At 62.3% G+C, this 13,203-nt stretch carries 14 protein-coding genes; 7 read left to right on the top strand and 7 right to left on the bottom strand.

Annotated features, from left to right (window positions below; all coding sequences use genetic code 11):
* The first annotated feature begins 82 nt into the window (after positions 1-82).
* The gene (gene fabV, locus HHL24_RS19720; protein ID WP_169487098.1) at positions 83-1,279 is read left to right on the top strand and encodes an enoyl-ACP reductase FabV; all 1,197 of its coding nucleotides are present in this window, start codon (positions 83-85) and stop codon (positions 1,277-1,279) included.
* Positions 1,280-1,360: 81 nt separating this feature from the next.
* On the opposite strand, the gene HHL24_RS19715 is transcribed toward fabV, so the two are convergent.
* Positions 1,361-1,999 carry a TetR/AcrR family transcriptional regulator gene (locus HHL24_RS19715; protein ID WP_169487097.1) on the bottom strand — a complete coding sequence of 213 codons (639 nt, stop codon included), beginning with the start codon at positions 1,997-1,999 and terminating at the stop codon, positions 1,361-1,363.
* A 99-nt stretch (positions 2,000-2,098) separates the two neighbouring features.
* On the opposite strand from HHL24_RS19715, the gene HHL24_RS19710 reads away from it, so the two are divergent.
* Both HHL24_RS19710 and HHL24_RS44600 read left to right on the top strand, forming a co-directional pair.
* Positions 2,099-2,458 (top strand): darcynin family protein, encoded by a 360-nt coding sequence (locus HHL24_RS19710; protein ID WP_169487096.1) that lies wholly within the window; start codon positions 2,099-2,101, stop codon positions 2,456-2,458.
* A gap of 163 nt (positions 2,459-2,621) precedes the next feature.
* Complete coding sequence (locus tag HHL24_RS44600; RefSeq protein ID WP_268966728.1) at positions 2,622-2,750, top strand: hypothetical protein; 129 nt, start codon at positions 2,622-2,624, stop codon at positions 2,748-2,750.
* Here HHL24_RS44600 and HHL24_RS19705 read toward each other — a convergent pair.
* From HHL24_RS19705 to HHL24_RS19685, 5 genes are all read right to left on the bottom strand, one after another.
* The gene (locus HHL24_RS19705) at positions 2,729-3,073 is read right to left on the bottom strand and encodes a hypothetical protein (protein WP_169487095.1); all 345 of its coding nucleotides are present in this window, start codon (positions 3,071-3,073) and stop codon (positions 2,729-2,731) included. The two genes, HHL24_RS44600 and HHL24_RS19705, sit on opposite strands and share 22 nt — an antisense overlap.
* Positions 3,074-3,298: 225 nt before the next feature.
* Positions 3,299-3,922, bottom strand: coding sequence for a glutathione S-transferase family protein (locus HHL24_RS19700; protein ID WP_169487094.1), 624 nt, complete (start codon positions 3,920-3,922; stop codon positions 3,299-3,301).
* A gap of 257 nt (positions 3,923-4,179) precedes the next feature.
* Positions 4,180-5,211, bottom strand: a complete 1,032-nt coding sequence (locus HHL24_RS19695; RefSeq protein WP_169487093.1) for a histone deacetylase family protein — start codon at positions 5,209-5,211, stop codon at positions 4,180-4,182.
* A gap of 79 nt (positions 5,212-5,290) precedes the next feature.
* On the bottom strand, positions 5,291-6,184 hold the full coding sequence (gene aguB, locus HHL24_RS19690) for an N-carbamoylputrescine amidase (protein WP_169487092.1): 894 nt from the start codon (positions 6,182-6,184) through the stop codon (positions 5,291-5,293).
* Positions 6,185-6,380: 196 nt separating this feature from the next.
* Entirely contained in the window at positions 6,381-7,418 is a 1,038-nt protein-coding gene (locus tag HHL24_RS19685; protein ID WP_169487091.1) for an AraC family transcriptional regulator, read from the bottom strand.
* 184 nt (positions 7,419-7,602) lie between these two features.
* On the opposite strand from HHL24_RS19685, the gene HHL24_RS19680 reads away from it, so the two are divergent.
* From HHL24_RS19680 to HHL24_RS19670, 3 genes are all read left to right on the top strand, one after another.
* The gene (locus HHL24_RS19680; RefSeq protein WP_169487090.1) at positions 7,603-8,952 is read left to right on the top strand and encodes a glutamine synthetase family protein; all 1,350 of its coding nucleotides are present in this window, start codon (positions 7,603-7,605) and stop codon (positions 8,950-8,952) included.
* A gap of 49 nt (positions 8,953-9,001) precedes the next feature.
* On the top strand, positions 9,002-10,360 hold the full coding sequence (locus HHL24_RS19675; RefSeq protein WP_169487146.1) for an aspartate aminotransferase family protein: 1,359 nt from the start codon (positions 9,002-9,004) through the stop codon (positions 10,358-10,360).
* Between the two features lie 116 nt (positions 10,361-10,476).
* Positions 10,477-11,124, top strand: coding sequence for a GntR family transcriptional regulator (locus HHL24_RS19670; protein WP_169487089.1), 648 nt, complete (start codon positions 10,477-10,479; stop codon positions 11,122-11,124).
* Between the two features lie 165 nt (positions 11,125-11,289).
* Here HHL24_RS19670 and HHL24_RS19665 read toward each other — a convergent pair whose 3' ends face one another.
* Positions 11,290-12,186, bottom strand: a complete 897-nt coding sequence (locus HHL24_RS19665) for a LysR family transcriptional regulator (RefSeq protein ID WP_169487088.1) — start codon at positions 12,184-12,186, stop codon at positions 11,290-11,292.
* Positions 12,187-12,331: 145 nt separating this feature from the next.
* On the opposite strand from HHL24_RS19665, the gene tam reads away from it, so the two are divergent.
* The gene (tam, locus tag HHL24_RS19660) at positions 12,332-13,108 is read left to right on the top strand and encodes a trans-aconitate 2-methyltransferase (RefSeq protein ID WP_169487087.1); all 777 of its coding nucleotides are present in this window, start codon (positions 12,332-12,334) and stop codon (positions 13,106-13,108) included.
* Positions 13,109-13,203: the final 95 nt, after the last annotated feature.

Here is a 13,203-nt window from a genome sequence, read left to right as displayed (position 1 = left end):
CGCGGTAGGCAACCCAAACCGCCGCTCGCAGGCAAAAACCCAACCCCACTATAATGTCGGCAATTCTGACAAGAGGTGCTTCATGATCATCAAACCGCGCGTGCGTGGCTTCATCTGTGTATCGACCCATCCGGTTGGCTGCGAAGCCAACGTCAAAGAACAGATCGAATACGTCAAGGCACGCGGCCCTATCGCCAATGGCCCGAAAAAAGTGCTCGTGATCGGCGCTTCCACGGGCTACGGCCTCGCCGCGCGCATCAGCGCCGCGTTCGGCTCGGACGCGGCCACGCTCGGCGTGTTCTTCGAGCGCGCCGGCAGCGAGACCAAAGCCGGCACCGCGGGCTGGTACAACACCGCCGCCTTCGAGAAATTTGCTACAGAAAAAGGTCTGTACGCGACCAGCATCAACGGTGACGCTTTCTCCGATGAAGTCAAGCAACGCACGATTGAGGTCATCAAGCGCGATCTCGGTCAGGTCGACCTGGTGGTCTACAGCCTCGCCGCGCCCAAGCGTACGCATCCGAAAACCGGTGAAGTTTTCAGCTCGACCCTGAAGCCAATCGGCAAGGCCGTCAATCTGCGCGGCATCGACACCGACAAGGAAGTCGTCAAGGAAACCGTGCTCGAACCCGCCACGCAAGCCGAAATCGACAACACCGTCGCGGTGATGGGCGGCGAAGACTGGCAGATGTGGATCGACGCCCTGCTCGACGCCGGCGTGCTCGCCGACGGCGCGAAGACGACCGCATTCACCTATCTCGGCGAAAAGATTACACACGACATCTACTGGAACGGCTCGATCGGCGCGGCCAAGAAAGATCTCGACCAGAAGGTGCTCGGTATCCGCGAGAAACTCGCGGCCAAGGGCGGCGATGCCCGCGTCTCGGTGCTCAAGGCTGTCGTCACGCAGGCTAGCTCCGCGATCCCGATGATGCCGCTGTACCTGTCGCTGCTCTTCAAGGTCATGAAGGAAAAAGGCACGCACGAAGGCTGTATCGAGCAGGTCTACGGACTCTACAAAGACAGCATGTACGGCACAGCGCCGCACATCGATGAAGAAGGCCGTCTGCGCGCCGACTACAAGGAACTTGATCCTGAAGTGCAAGCCCGCGTCCAGGAACTCTGGACTCAGGTGACTAACGACAATATTTACGAACTCACCGACTTCAGCGGCTACAAGACCGACTTCCTGCGTCTCTTCGGATTCGAGATCGCCGGCGTGGATTATGAAGCCGACGTCAACCCGGACGTGCAGATTCCCAACCTCGTGCAACTCTGAGCGTTCGCGGGGCCCTTGCGGCCCCGCCTTTTGCCTGTTCCGTCCATGGTGCGTCAGCGGGCCCCGCAAGGGTCGCGACCACTACAAGGACTCGCCGCTCACCCCCCTCGACAGCGCCACGTAGCCATCTACGGCGCGCATCACACGCACTTCTAGCGCCGCGGCGTCGCGTTCCTCGCGCTCGCCCGCGTCATCGACCATGCCGCGCACGATCGCCAGCAAATCGTGCGCAACCAGACTCGCATCTTCCAGATCCGGCGCTTCGGGCTTGTCGGTCAGCGCCCTCAAAAGCGCCGCATGAATGACGTCGGCCACCCGCTGGTGGCGCTCGCCAAGCGGCAATCTGCGTTCCTCGAAATCGATGATGCGGGCCAACTCCGGCCTGCGCATCTGATGCGCGACCGCCGCGCGCACCATCGCGAGCACGCAGCCACGCGAACTCTCCACCAAGCTCGCCGATTCGATGTCGGCCACCAGCTGCGCGGTTTCGCGCTCGATCAGCGCAACCGTCAACGCATCGCGATTCGGAAAATATTGATAGAGCGAACCGATACTGACGCCGGCACGCTCCGCGACCGCGTTGGTCGTGTACGCAGCGAGACCGTGTGTCTCCAGAATGCGAGCCGCCGCTTCGAGCACGGTTTCGACGGTTTGCGCCGAACGCCGCTGAACGGGCGACTTACGGGGCTTCAGACGTTGTGCAGCGGTCGATTTGGACATGGCCGAAACGCGAGTTTTAAATGTGAGCGATCGCTCGTATTCTAAACCTGTTTCGCGAAACCTCATCAGCCACTCATCATTCAACTGGAATCGAACAACATGACTGCATCTGTGAAAGAACCTGTATTGACCGTATTCATGCTCGTCAAAACGACGCCCGAATGGCTCGCCTTTTCTGTCGACGAACGGTTTCGCCTGCTGCGCGAACACGTCGAGCCGATCCTCAAGACCCACGCCGACGAGGTCAGCATGCGTTTCTACGACGTCGAGTTCTATTCGGCGCGCGTGACGGATATCTGGGTGTGGCACGCGACGAGCCATCACGCATATGAATTGGTGGTCGAAGCGCTCCGTGAGACACCGTTCTGGGACCGCTTCTTCGAAGTCGTCGAGATTCTGCCGGGCGTGGAGAACGCCTTTGCCAGGAACTACAACCGGGAAGCGCTCTCGGCGTCCTGAACCGCACGGCGTAGTGAACGAACGCCCCGGCGCGCTTCATCTGAACCGCTGCCGGTCTGTTCGTTAGAGCACGCACGATCCACACAACCGGTGTAGCGTCGGCCGACGGACCGATGCCACACCGTCCGGAAACCGGTTGTTCCTAACAACGTGGAGACACTCGATGAAATCCCTGCTCGTTCTTGCCGTCATGATGCTGCCTGCTCTCGCCGCGATGGCGCAGACCACCGGTTCGACGGCATTTCCCGACGATGCCGCAGCGACCCCGGATCAGCAGGGAAACGCCGCCTGAAGCGTGCGCAGAATCGCGAGACCGATTGGAAAGTCGTCTGAAAGACCCGGATGGTTGGCGAAAAACCGATCGAGCAGCGGATAGACGTTCTGGTTACCGATGGCGAGGTTTTCCGGCGGGCAGAACAGGGGCGGACGCTTCTTCGACACCAGATCGCCGTTTGCCCACCCCAGCGCGTTGATCGTGCCCGTGATGTATGCCGCGTAGACCGAGTTGTTGTCGGTATGAGCCCAGAGCTTGTATTGCGAGGCCGTCATCTCGGCGCTTGCATTGAGAGTGAAACAGGCCGTCAGCAAGGCCAGCGCAAATTTCGATACCCGCATCTTTAAACCTTCAATCTGTGTCGCAAAAGCGGCCATTGTAGGCGAGTCGGGTGGTGGTACGCAGAAGTACCCGGCAATCAGGAATCCGTAAACATTGCGCGAATATTTTTGTAAGTGTTCCAGCGCGGTGCAAATCCCTTATGTCGGAGTCACTTCGGCTGAAGTCACTGCGGCCGGAGTCACCGCGCTCACTTTCACGAATCACGCAGGCAGCAAGTATGCTGCTTACGGCGTGCCGTTGCGACAGTACTCCACATAGCCCGCGCGCGGAGCGAGGCGCTCCATATAAGCGGTCAGCGCCGGAAAGTGACCGTGTTGCAATGGCGTTTCGAACCAGCGGTTGATCGAAAGCGCGATCGGAATATCCGCCAGCGAGAACGACGGCCCGGCGATGAAGGCACCTGTCTTCTCCAGTTGCCTGTCGACGATTGCAATATGCGTTGCCCAGTTCGCGCACGACAGATCGATCTGCTGCCGGTCCTGATGAGCCGGCGAGTGCCGGACCAGCGCAAGAAACGCGTAGCTCCATGCCCGGTTCAGCTCGCTCGCCTGCCAGTCGATCCATTGATCGCACTTCGCACGCTCGCAAGGATCGCTCGGATAGAGAAACTCGCCGTCATAGCGGCCGGCCAGGTAACGGATGATCGAGTTGGATTCCCACAGCACGAACTCGCCGTCCCTGATCACCGGAACCATGGCGTTCGGGTTCAAAGCGACGAATTCGGGCACGTTGGTCGTCCTGAATCCGGAACCCCAGTCCTCCCGTTCAAACGGCAAGTCGAGTTCAGCACATGCCCACAGTACTTTGCGGACGTTGATGGATGAGGCTTTGCCTAGTATCTGAAGCATGGGATCGCGGCCGCTCGCTCAATGGCTATGGATAATCTCACCGGGAATCCGGCTCGAATCGTAGCGTATCGATCGCGCGATAAAGCGGACATAGACACTTTGCACGTTGCGCGCAGGGCCGCCGTCAACAATGCCTTTTTTGCTGCTTTATCGGCTAAGCGCTCTGGCACTCACTGCGATGAAAAAGCCATGAACGCCGCGCTGACTGTGCCAAACCCCTTCGCTCACAGTCAGCCGGTGTCGCCACAGACGGTCAGTTAAACCGATTCAAAACCCGTCAGCACATTCACCGCATTCACCCCAATCGCCGCGACCGCGTAGCCGCCCTCCATCACGAACAGAGTCGGCTTCCCCACTCGTCCGATCGCCTCGCCGATGCGCAGATAGTCAGCGCTGCGCAGCTTGAACTGCGAAATCGGGTCTTCTTCGAAAGTATCGACACCGAGCGACACCACCAGCGCATCCGGCGCGTAATCAGCGACACGCGCGCAAGCCGCGTCGAGCGCTACCGTATAGTCCGCCCACGCCGTACCCGGTTGCAGCGGGAAATTCGCGTTGTAGCCGAGGCCGGCCCCCGTGCCGGTTTCGTCGGCGTGCCCGAGAAAGAACGGATACTCGGTGCGCGGGTCGCCATGCAGAGAAGCGAACAAGACGTCCGAACGGTGATAGAAAATGCTCTGCGTGCCATTGCCGTGGTGATAGTCGACGTCGAGAATCGCCACGCGTTTCGCGCCTGCGTCGAGCAATGACTGCGCCGCCACCGCCGCGTTGTTGATATAGCAGTAGCCACCCATATAGTCCGCCGCGGCGTGATGCCCAGGCGGCCGGCACAACGAGAACGCGCTGCGCGCGCCCTCCCTCACGTGGCGTGCGCCAGTGAGCGCGACATCCACTGAATCGCTCACGGCAGTCCAGGTGCCCGCGGTAATCGGCACACCGGCATCCATCGAATAGTAGCCAAGCTTGCCGTCGATATCTTCCGGCACGCGGTCCTGCCGCATGCCGCGCACCGGCCACACGAGCGGCAGCGCATCGTGCTTACGGCCGAGCGCGCTCCATTCGTCCCACGCGCTGCCAAGAAACGCGATGAAGCCCTTGTCGTGAATCCGGTGTACCGGATCGAGCCCGAACGATGCGGGCGCAATCACTTCGCCGAGTTTCGTTTCGCGCACCTGTTCCAGCACGAAATCGGCGCGGCTCGGCATCTCGAAGCAAGGCTTCATTTCGCCGTCGATCAATTCAGCATGGCCATGGTGCAGCCGGTGCCGATCGCTATACACAGTCAACATGCAATGTCTCCTCAGGATGCTTGCTGCTCGAATCCGTCACTCAACCCGCCGACGCCGGTCACACTCGTGGAGCCGATGCTCAAAATGCACCCTCCTGGGTACGGTGTTCGCCATCGCTCGTCGCGAGAATGCCGTAGCAGGCCGGACGCCGGTCGCGAAACACGCCCCATGCATGGCGTGCCGCGGCGACCGCATCCAGATCGAAACGATGAAGCAGGATCGCGGGCTCGTCGCGCCCCGCTTTCTGTACCTGCTCGCCATACTGGTCGGCGATGAACGATGAGCCGTAATAGCGCTGCGGGAAGTCGCGGCCTTGCTCGCGGCCCGTGCGGTTCGCGGCGATCAGCGGTACGAGGTTCGCGCCTGCGTGACCCTGCATCACGCGCTGCCAGTGCGCGCTGCTGTCGAGCGAGGGGTCTTGCGGTTCGCTGCCGATCGCGGTCGGATAGAACAGCAGTTCGGCGCCGAGAAGCGCCATCGCGCGGGCCGTCTCCGGGAACCACTGGTCCCAACAGATACCGACGCCGAGTATGCCGTAACGCGTCGGCCAGACACGGAAACCCGTGTCGCCGGGCGTGAAGTAGTACTTCTCGCTGTAGCCTGGGCCGTCGGGGATATGGGTTTTGCGGTAGCGGCCGAGCACGCTGCCATCGGCGTCGATCATCGCCACCGTGTTGTAGAAGACGTTGCCGGCCCGTTCGAAGAAACTGATCGGCAGGACCACGTTCAAGTCTGCCGCGACGCGGCTAAAGCGCGTGATCGCGGGATGGCCCTCGTACGGCAGCGCATGGCGGAAGTGCTTCGCGTCCTGTTCGGTGCAAAAGTACGGTAGCTCGAAAAGCTCAGGCAACAGAATCACCTGTGCGCCCTGTGCCGCCGCTTCGCGCACCAGGCGCTCGGCTTCGGCGAGATTCGCCGCTCGGTCCCATCCCGGCACGGCCAACTGGATTGCCGCCACACTGACTGCTCGCATCTCGTGTCTCCCCTGTATTCGTCTGGGAAAATTCTGCCCGAGGTGCGCGGATGAGCGAGAACGGAGAAGCGGTCATCGAGGGGATAAATGTGGCCAATCTGGCCGGCGCGACATGACGTTGCGACGCGACCCCCAACATCGCGTGGCTGCGCCGCCAACACCGCGGGTTTAAAAGGACTCGCGACAGAACCGCTGCCTACGCGCAGCGATAGTCGCTCGGACAATGGCCGGTCCAACGGCGGAACGCGTGCCGGAAGCCGGCCGTTTCGCTATAGCCGAGCCGCTCGGCGATATCCGACATCGACAGGCGCGTACGCACCAGGTAATCGAGTGCGAGATCGTGGCGCACACGGTCGAGCAGCGCCTGGAAGGCGGAGCCGCTGCCCGCCAGACGCCGTCTGAGCGTGCGTTCGGACACGCACAGCGCATCGGCGAGCGCACGCAGCGAACCGTAGCGGCATGGATCGGAATACAGCAGGCGCAGGGTCCGTGCGGTCACGTCGTTGCCCGCCGCGGTGGCCCATTCGCGCTCGAGTTGCGCGCATTGCTGGCGCGACATCAGATAGCTCACCGGCTCGGCGAGGGGCAACGGTTCATCGAGCCAACTGGCCGGAAAAATCAGCGCGTTTTCGTCTGCGTCGAAGGTGGCGTGGCGGCCTATCCGCTCTTCGTAGGCATCCGCGTGAGCCGGCGCGCCGAACGTCACCTTGAGTGCGCAAGGCGCGCGCCGCGCTGACAGCACGTCGCAGACAATCGCCCACATCGACGCGAGGCACATGTCCGCATTGATCACGGTGAGATCCGGCCGGTAGTGATAATCGGCCGCGACGATCGCTGCTTCGTCTGCGTTGCGGCGCAGCGAAACCTTGAAGTAGCTTCCGAGCAGTACGGGAAAGTCCTGGGCACATTGCAGCGCGTCGCCGAGCGTGGGACTCACCAGCATCGCGTAACCGAGGATGCCGTAGCTCGAAATATGCATCGCGCGGCCGATATCGAGGCCGATGCGCGTATCGCCGCAGGCGCTGAGCGCATTGGCGAACACGATCAGCTCCTGCGCGTGCGTGACGAGCCCAGACGGCTGCCGCAAATCGCCCTCGCTGACGCCGCTTCCCGCCAGCAGCACATCTGCGCCAATCCCCTGCCGCTCCAGCAAGGAGGCAACTGCGGCAATCGTATGCAGGGTCGCGACGCATTGGGCCGGCGACGGGCGTTGCGAACAGGATGCATCGGTCATGGGCGGCTCTCGGGTTGCCTCGATGAGTCGATGATATTTGATCAAATTTCCCAAAAGGAAAAATCCATGCGATGATTTGATCAAATCCCATCATGCAAAACGCCCAGCTTTCCCGAACAGGCTCGTCCGCGCACGGTTTGCAGCCGCGCTTCGCGCCGTCTTCATCAACCGACTGGAGTCAGCCTTGCAAAGCGACCTACGCGACGACCTGCGTGAATTCCTGGAACATCACCGCATCCATGAAGTGGAATGCGTGATACCGGACATGACGGGCGTCGCGCGCGGCAAGATCGTGCCGAAGAACCTGTTTCTCTCGGAAGGCAAGATGCACATGTCGAACGCGCTCCTGATGATCACCGTCAACGGCGAGTTCGCGGATTTCGAGCGCTTTGTCGGGCCGAGCGATCCCGACATGGTCTGCATCCCCGATCCGAACACGGTGCGGCTCGTACCGTGGGCCATCGAGCAGGTCGCGGTGGTGATCCACGATTGTGTCGGGCTCGACGGCAAGCCGATCGGCATCTCACCGCGCGCGGTGTTGCGGCGCGTGCTGAAGCTCTATGAGGAAAAAGGCTGGCGTCCCGTCGTCGCGCCGGAGATGGAGTTCTACCTGATCGCGCAGAACAAGAATCCGCATGAGCCGTTGCGCCCGCCGCTCGGCCGCGCGGGGCGTCATGAAGCCGGCCGCCAGTCGTTCTCGATCGACGCCGTCAACGAATTCGATCCGTTCTTCCAAGACCTGTCGCGCTTCTGCGAGATGACGCATCTCGGCGTCGAAACGCTCGTGCACGAAGTCGGCGCCGGCCAGATGGAAATCAATTTTTCTCATGGTGATGCGCTCGATCTCGCCGACCGCGTGTTCCTTTTCAAGCGCGCGGTGCGCGAAACCGCCTACCGTCATGGCATTTTCGCGACCTTTATGGCCAAGCCGATGGAGCATGAGCCCGGCAGCGCGATGCATATTCATCAGAGCATTGTCGATTGCAAAACCGGCGAGAACATTTTTTCGCTGCCCGACGGGTCGGCGAGCCCGCTGTTTTTCAATTACATCGGCGGCTTGCAGAAGTACATGCCGCAAGCCATGCCGATGTTCGCGCCCTACGTGAACTCCTATCGGCGCCTGTCGCGCTTCACCGCCGCGCCGATCAATGTGCGCTGGGGTTACGACAACCGCACCTGCGGCATCCGCGTGCCGAACTCCGGACCGGACGGCCGGCGGCTCGAAAACCGTGTGCCGGGTGTCGACGTCAATCCGTATCTGGCAATGGCGGCCACCCTCGCCTGCGGTTATCTCGGCATGGTCGAAAAACAGGAAGCGTCGGCGCCGATGGTCGAGAGCGCCTACGACCTCGAATACGAATTGCCGCGCGGTCTCGAAGATGCCCTCAAGGCGCTCCTGAAGTGCGCCGAACTCGCGGACGTGCTCGGCGATAACTTCGTGCAGGCCTATTGCTCGGTCAAGGAGAAGGAATTCGAGACTTTCTCGCAAGGCATTACCGCGTGGGAACGCGAGCATCTGCAACTGCTCGTCTGAGGGCGTGTGGTTTATGAAAGCATCATTGGAGAAGCTCGATTTGAATGATTTGACTACCCGCCGCGGCATCAACTGGGGGCGTGCGCAAGCGCTCGTTGAACGCGAACGCCGCGCGTTTGCCCAGGCCATGCCGAAATCTCGCGCACTATCCGAACGCGCCGCGCACCACCTGTTGTTCGGCGTGCCGCTGCACTGGATGAACGACTGGTCGACACCCTTCTCGCTCTACGTCGATCAAGCGCGCGGCGCCGCGTTTACCGACGTGGACGGTCATCGCTACGCGGACTTCTGCCTCGGCGACACGGGCGCGATGTTCGGCCACTCGCCCGCCCCCGTGGCACGTGCGCTCGCTACCCAGGCCGAGCGAGGCCTGACGACCATGCTGCCGGGCGAGGATGCCGCGTGGGTCGGCGAAGAACTCGCGCGCCGTTTCGGGCTGCCCTACTGGCAGTTCGCGATGACCGCAAGCGACGCCAACCGCTTTGCGTTGCGCTGGGCGCGCGCGGCGACCGGACGCCGGCAGATTGTGATCTTCAACGGCTGCTACCACGGCACCGTGGACGACGTGTTCGTCGATCTCGTCGACGGCAAGCCGCAACAGCGCGACAGCCTGATCGGCCAGGTGCACGACCTGCTCGAGAGCACGCGCGTGATCGAATTCAACGACCTGACCGCGCTGGAAAACGCGCTGAAAGACGGTGACGTGGCCTGCGTGCTGGCCGAACCCGCGATGACCAACATCGGCATGGTGCTGCCCGAACCAGACTACTGGCGGCAAGCGCAAGCGCTGATGCGCCGCTACGGCACGCTGCTCGCCATCGACGAAACCCACACCATCAGCTGCGGGCCGGGTGGTTATACGAGAGCGTACGGCCTCGAACCCGACCTGTTCATCCTCGGCAAACCGGTGGGCGGCGGCTTTCCGTGCGCGGTGTATGGTTTCAGCGCAGAACTGGCGGCCCGCGCGCAGCAGGCCAAGCGCAGCGCACCGCCTGGCCACTCCGGTATCGGCACGACCCTCACGGCGAACATGCTGGCGATGAGCGCGATCCGCGCGACGCTCGCCGAGGTGATGACCGAGGCCGCCTACGATCACATGTTCGCGCTCGCCGAGCGGATCGAGGCCGGCCTGAAAAGCGCGATCGCGCGCCATGGCCTCGCGTGGTGTGTGACGCGGGTCGGCGCCCGCACCGAATTCCAGTTCACGCCGACACCGCCGCGCAACGGCACCGAAGCCGGCCGCCAGCTCGATCCTGACCTGGAACATATCGTGCACCTGTACCTGCTCAATCGCGGCGTGCTGATCACACCGTTTCACAACATGATCCTGGTGTGCCCCGACACGTCGGCGGCCGACGTCGACAGACTGGTTTCCACGTTCGACGCCTGCCTTGCCGAACTGACCTGACCTGAGCGTTCTCAGATGGAGGTTGATCGAGCGCGGCCGCCGCTAAACTGTCGGCCGCTTTTTCAGCCTTTTTGCAGTCCTTCTGCAGTCCTTTTTCGGCCCTCGCATCGAGCTTTATGAAAACTTCGCGCCATCACACGCTGCAGGATCAGACTTACGAAACGCTGCGGCAATGGTTGACGATCGGGCGCTTCGTGCCGGGCGAGCGCATCAAGATCCGTCACGTCGCCGCCGAACTCGGCGTGGGCGAGATGCCGGTGCGCTCCGCCCTGCAGCGGCTTGCGGCCGAATCGGCGCTGGTGAACGTGCCCAATTGCGGCGTGACGGTGCCACGTCTGTCGAAAGAACAATTTGACGATGTGCTGCGTGTGCGGCTGATTCTCGAGGGCCAGGCCGCCGAATTGGGCGCGCCGCATCTCAGCGCGCACGATCTGGAAACGCTGGAAAAACTGAACACGGAGATGACGCGGGCACTGCGAACTGCCGACGCCAAGGGCTATCTCGATGCCAACGAGGCGTTCCACCTGATTCTGTACCGCGCGGCCGGCTCACCGCTTTTGCTCGAGTTGATCGAAACGGTGTGGTTGCAGGTCGGGCCGATTTCGAATCTGTTGTTTGACGACGCGCAGTTTGCCGGCACGCTCAACGATGCGCACGACGAATTGCTGGACGCCGCAAAGGCGCGCGACGCGGCCGGTGTGCGACGCGCGATCGAGCACGATCTGAGCCATGCGGCGAGCTGTTTGCGGGCGCAGTGTTTGTAGTTGGCGCTGGGGGCTGCGCCGAGGCTTAGGATCTCAGGCGACGATCTTCACGCTTCCGGTTTCGGCTTTCGGCTTTCGGCTTTCGGCTTTCGGCTTCGGTTTCGGTTCCGTTCCGGTTTCGAGCTTCGGACGCTGGAAATTAAACCCTGCGACTCGGCGCCAGCATCACGCTTTCAACGTCGCCTGTTCAAGAATCATGTCGTACAGCGCCTGCGCCGCCGGCGAAAGCTGAGCCGTCTTGCGCGCCACTAGGACCAGCGTGCGCGAGACCGCCGGATGCGTGAGCTCGACGGTGCGAACCGTCGGATACGCGCCCTTCTGAATGGCAAGCGCGGGCACGACGGCCGCGCCGACTCCTTGAGCGACCAGGCCGACAGCCGTCGAACTGCGTTGCACTTCATAAAAGGAGCGCAACGCCAGTTCGCTCTTTTCCAGTGCGACATCGAGCAATGCGCGATTGCCGCTGACCTCGCCGGCAAAGATCAGCGGATACGGTTGCAATTGCGGCCACGCGATGCGCCGCCGTTTTGCCAGAGGATGATCTTCATGGCAGATCAGCACGTAGCGGTCTTCCGTCAACGGCACGCTGGCGAGATCCGGATGATGCTCGCCGGCGATATTGATGCCGAACTCCACCTCCCGGCGCAGCACCGCCTCCTCCACCGCGGACGACGCGTGATCGAGAATCTTGATGCGGTTGTGCGGATAGCGCGCGGCATACGCCTGCAGAATACGCGGCAGATACTGCACGCCCACCGTCGGCACGCAGGCGATCGACACGTCGCCGCGACGGGCCACGCCCGTCTCCCGAATCTCCACCAGCGCGTCGGCAAGCTCGCCCAACAAACGGCGCGCCTGCGGCAAAAAACTGCGCCCTATTTCGGTCAGCGCCATGGACCGGGTGGTCCGCTCGATAAGCGTGACGCCGAGAAACGTTTCGAGCTTACGCAGGCGTTGGGTAATGGCCGTTTGCGTGACGTGCAGTGAATCGGCGGCGCCTTGAAAGCTGCCGCGATCCGCAATCGCGACGAACGCCTGCACGCCGAGCGTGTCGATTTTCATTAGAAAAATGAAGGAATTGGAATGATAAATTCATTTTACTCCGCCTTCACCGCCGCACAGAATGAGCGGATTGGATCGGGGTGGCATCACGCGGCGAGCGGATGTCAGCGAACACGGCCCAGCGGCCAGAATAAAGGAGCGTGAGATGACTTCATCGACGAATTGGGTTGCAAAGCAGTACGTGTTGTTCGAAAACGAGCGCACGCGTCCAGTCAGGGATCTCCTGGCGGCGGTCCCGGCAACGGATGTGCGAGTGGCGGTGGACATCGGCTGCGGCCCTGGCAACTCCACCGAAGCACTGGCGGCCCGCCTGCCCGGCGCGGCGGTCAGCGGTCTGGACAGTTCCGCCGACATGATCGCGGCGGCCGCCAGGCGCCTGCCGCAATTCCAGTTCGAGGTGAGCGACATTGCGACGTGGGAGGCGCCGGGCCCTTACGATCTGATCCTCGCCAATGCCGTGCTGCAGTGGGTGCCGAATCATGAGCAGCTATTTCCGTCGCTGGTGAAGAAACTTGCGCCGGGCGGCAACCTTGCCGTGCAAATGCCGGACAACCTCGACGAACCCGCGCACCGTCTGCTGCGCGAAATCGCGGCGGACGGCCCTTGGGCCAACAAACTCAAAGGCGTGGAACGCACCATGCGCTACGGCGCCGACTGGTACTACTCGCTGCTCAAGCCGCTGTGCGCGCGGGTCGACGTGTGGCGCACCGTCTACCATCACCCGCTCGCGGGCGGCGCGGACGCGGTAGTTGAATGGTTCAAGGGCAGCGCGCTGAGACCGTTCCTGGCCGCGCTCGACGACAGCGAGCAAGGCGTCTTCCTGGAACGCTACCGGGATGCGGTCGCGCGGGCTTATCCGGCCCTGGCCGACGGCACCGTGCTGTTGCCGTTCCCGCGGCTGTTTATCGTCGCTACGCGTTAGCGGGTCCGGGCAGGCTGCCGGTTGCCAGTTGTCAGTTGCCGCCGCGTGATGTTTGTGGTGCCGGCGTCGCCAGGGTCAGTCAGGCATTGCGGCTC

It is taken from the genome of Paraburkholderia polaris, from assembly GCF_012927345.1.
Taxonomy (GTDB): Bacteria; Pseudomonadota; Gammaproteobacteria; order Burkholderiales; family Burkholderiaceae; genus Paraburkholderia; species Paraburkholderia polaris.
The sequence above is the reverse complement of the archived record's forward strand: the minus strand, read 5'-3'. Positions and strand labels throughout refer to the sequence as shown.

Excerpts from the sequence above, each read along its gene's own strand:
- fabV (WP_169487098.1), top strand. The coding sequence starts at position 83 with ATGATCATCAAACCGCGCGTGCGTGGCTTCATCTGTGTATCGACCCAT.
- HHL24_RS19715 (WP_169487097.1), bottom strand. The coding sequence starts at position 1,999 with ATGTCCAAATCGACCGCTGCACAACGTCTGAAGCCCCGTAAGTCGCCC.
- HHL24_RS19710 (WP_169487096.1), top strand. The coding sequence starts at position 2,099 with ATGACTGCATCTGTGAAAGAACCTGTATTGACCGTATTCATGCTCGTC.
- HHL24_RS44600 (WP_268966728.1), top strand. The coding sequence starts at position 2,622 with ATGAAATCCCTGCTCGTTCTTGCCGTCATGATGCTGCCTGCTCTCGCC.
- HHL24_RS19705 (WP_169487095.1), bottom strand. The coding sequence starts at position 3,073 with ATGCGGGTATCGAAATTTGCGCTGGCCTTGCTGACGGCCTGTTTCACT.
- HHL24_RS19700 (WP_169487094.1), bottom strand. The coding sequence starts at position 3,922 with ATGCTTCAGATACTAGGCAAAGCCTCATCCATCAACGTCCGCAAAGTA.
- HHL24_RS19695 (WP_169487093.1), bottom strand. The coding sequence starts at position 5,211 with ATGTTGACTGTGTATAGCGATCGGCACCGGCTGCACCATGGCCATGCT.
- aguB (WP_169487092.1), bottom strand. The coding sequence starts at position 6,184 with ATGCGAGCAGTCAGTGTGGCGGCAATCCAGTTGGCCGTGCCGGGATGG.
- HHL24_RS19685 (WP_169487091.1), bottom strand. The coding sequence starts at position 7,418 with ATGACCGATGCATCCTGTTCGCAACGCCCGTCGCCGGCCCAATGCGTC.
- HHL24_RS19670 (WP_169487089.1), top strand. The coding sequence starts at position 10,477 with ATGAAAACTTCGCGCCATCACACGCTGCAGGATCAGACTTACGAAACG.
- HHL24_RS19665 (WP_169487088.1), bottom strand. The coding sequence starts at position 12,186 with ATGAAAATCGACACGCTCGGCGTGCAGGCGTTCGTCGCGATTGCGGAT.
- tam (WP_169487087.1), top strand. The coding sequence starts at position 12,332 with ATGACTTCATCGACGAATTGGGTTGCAAAGCAGTACGTGTTGTTCGAA.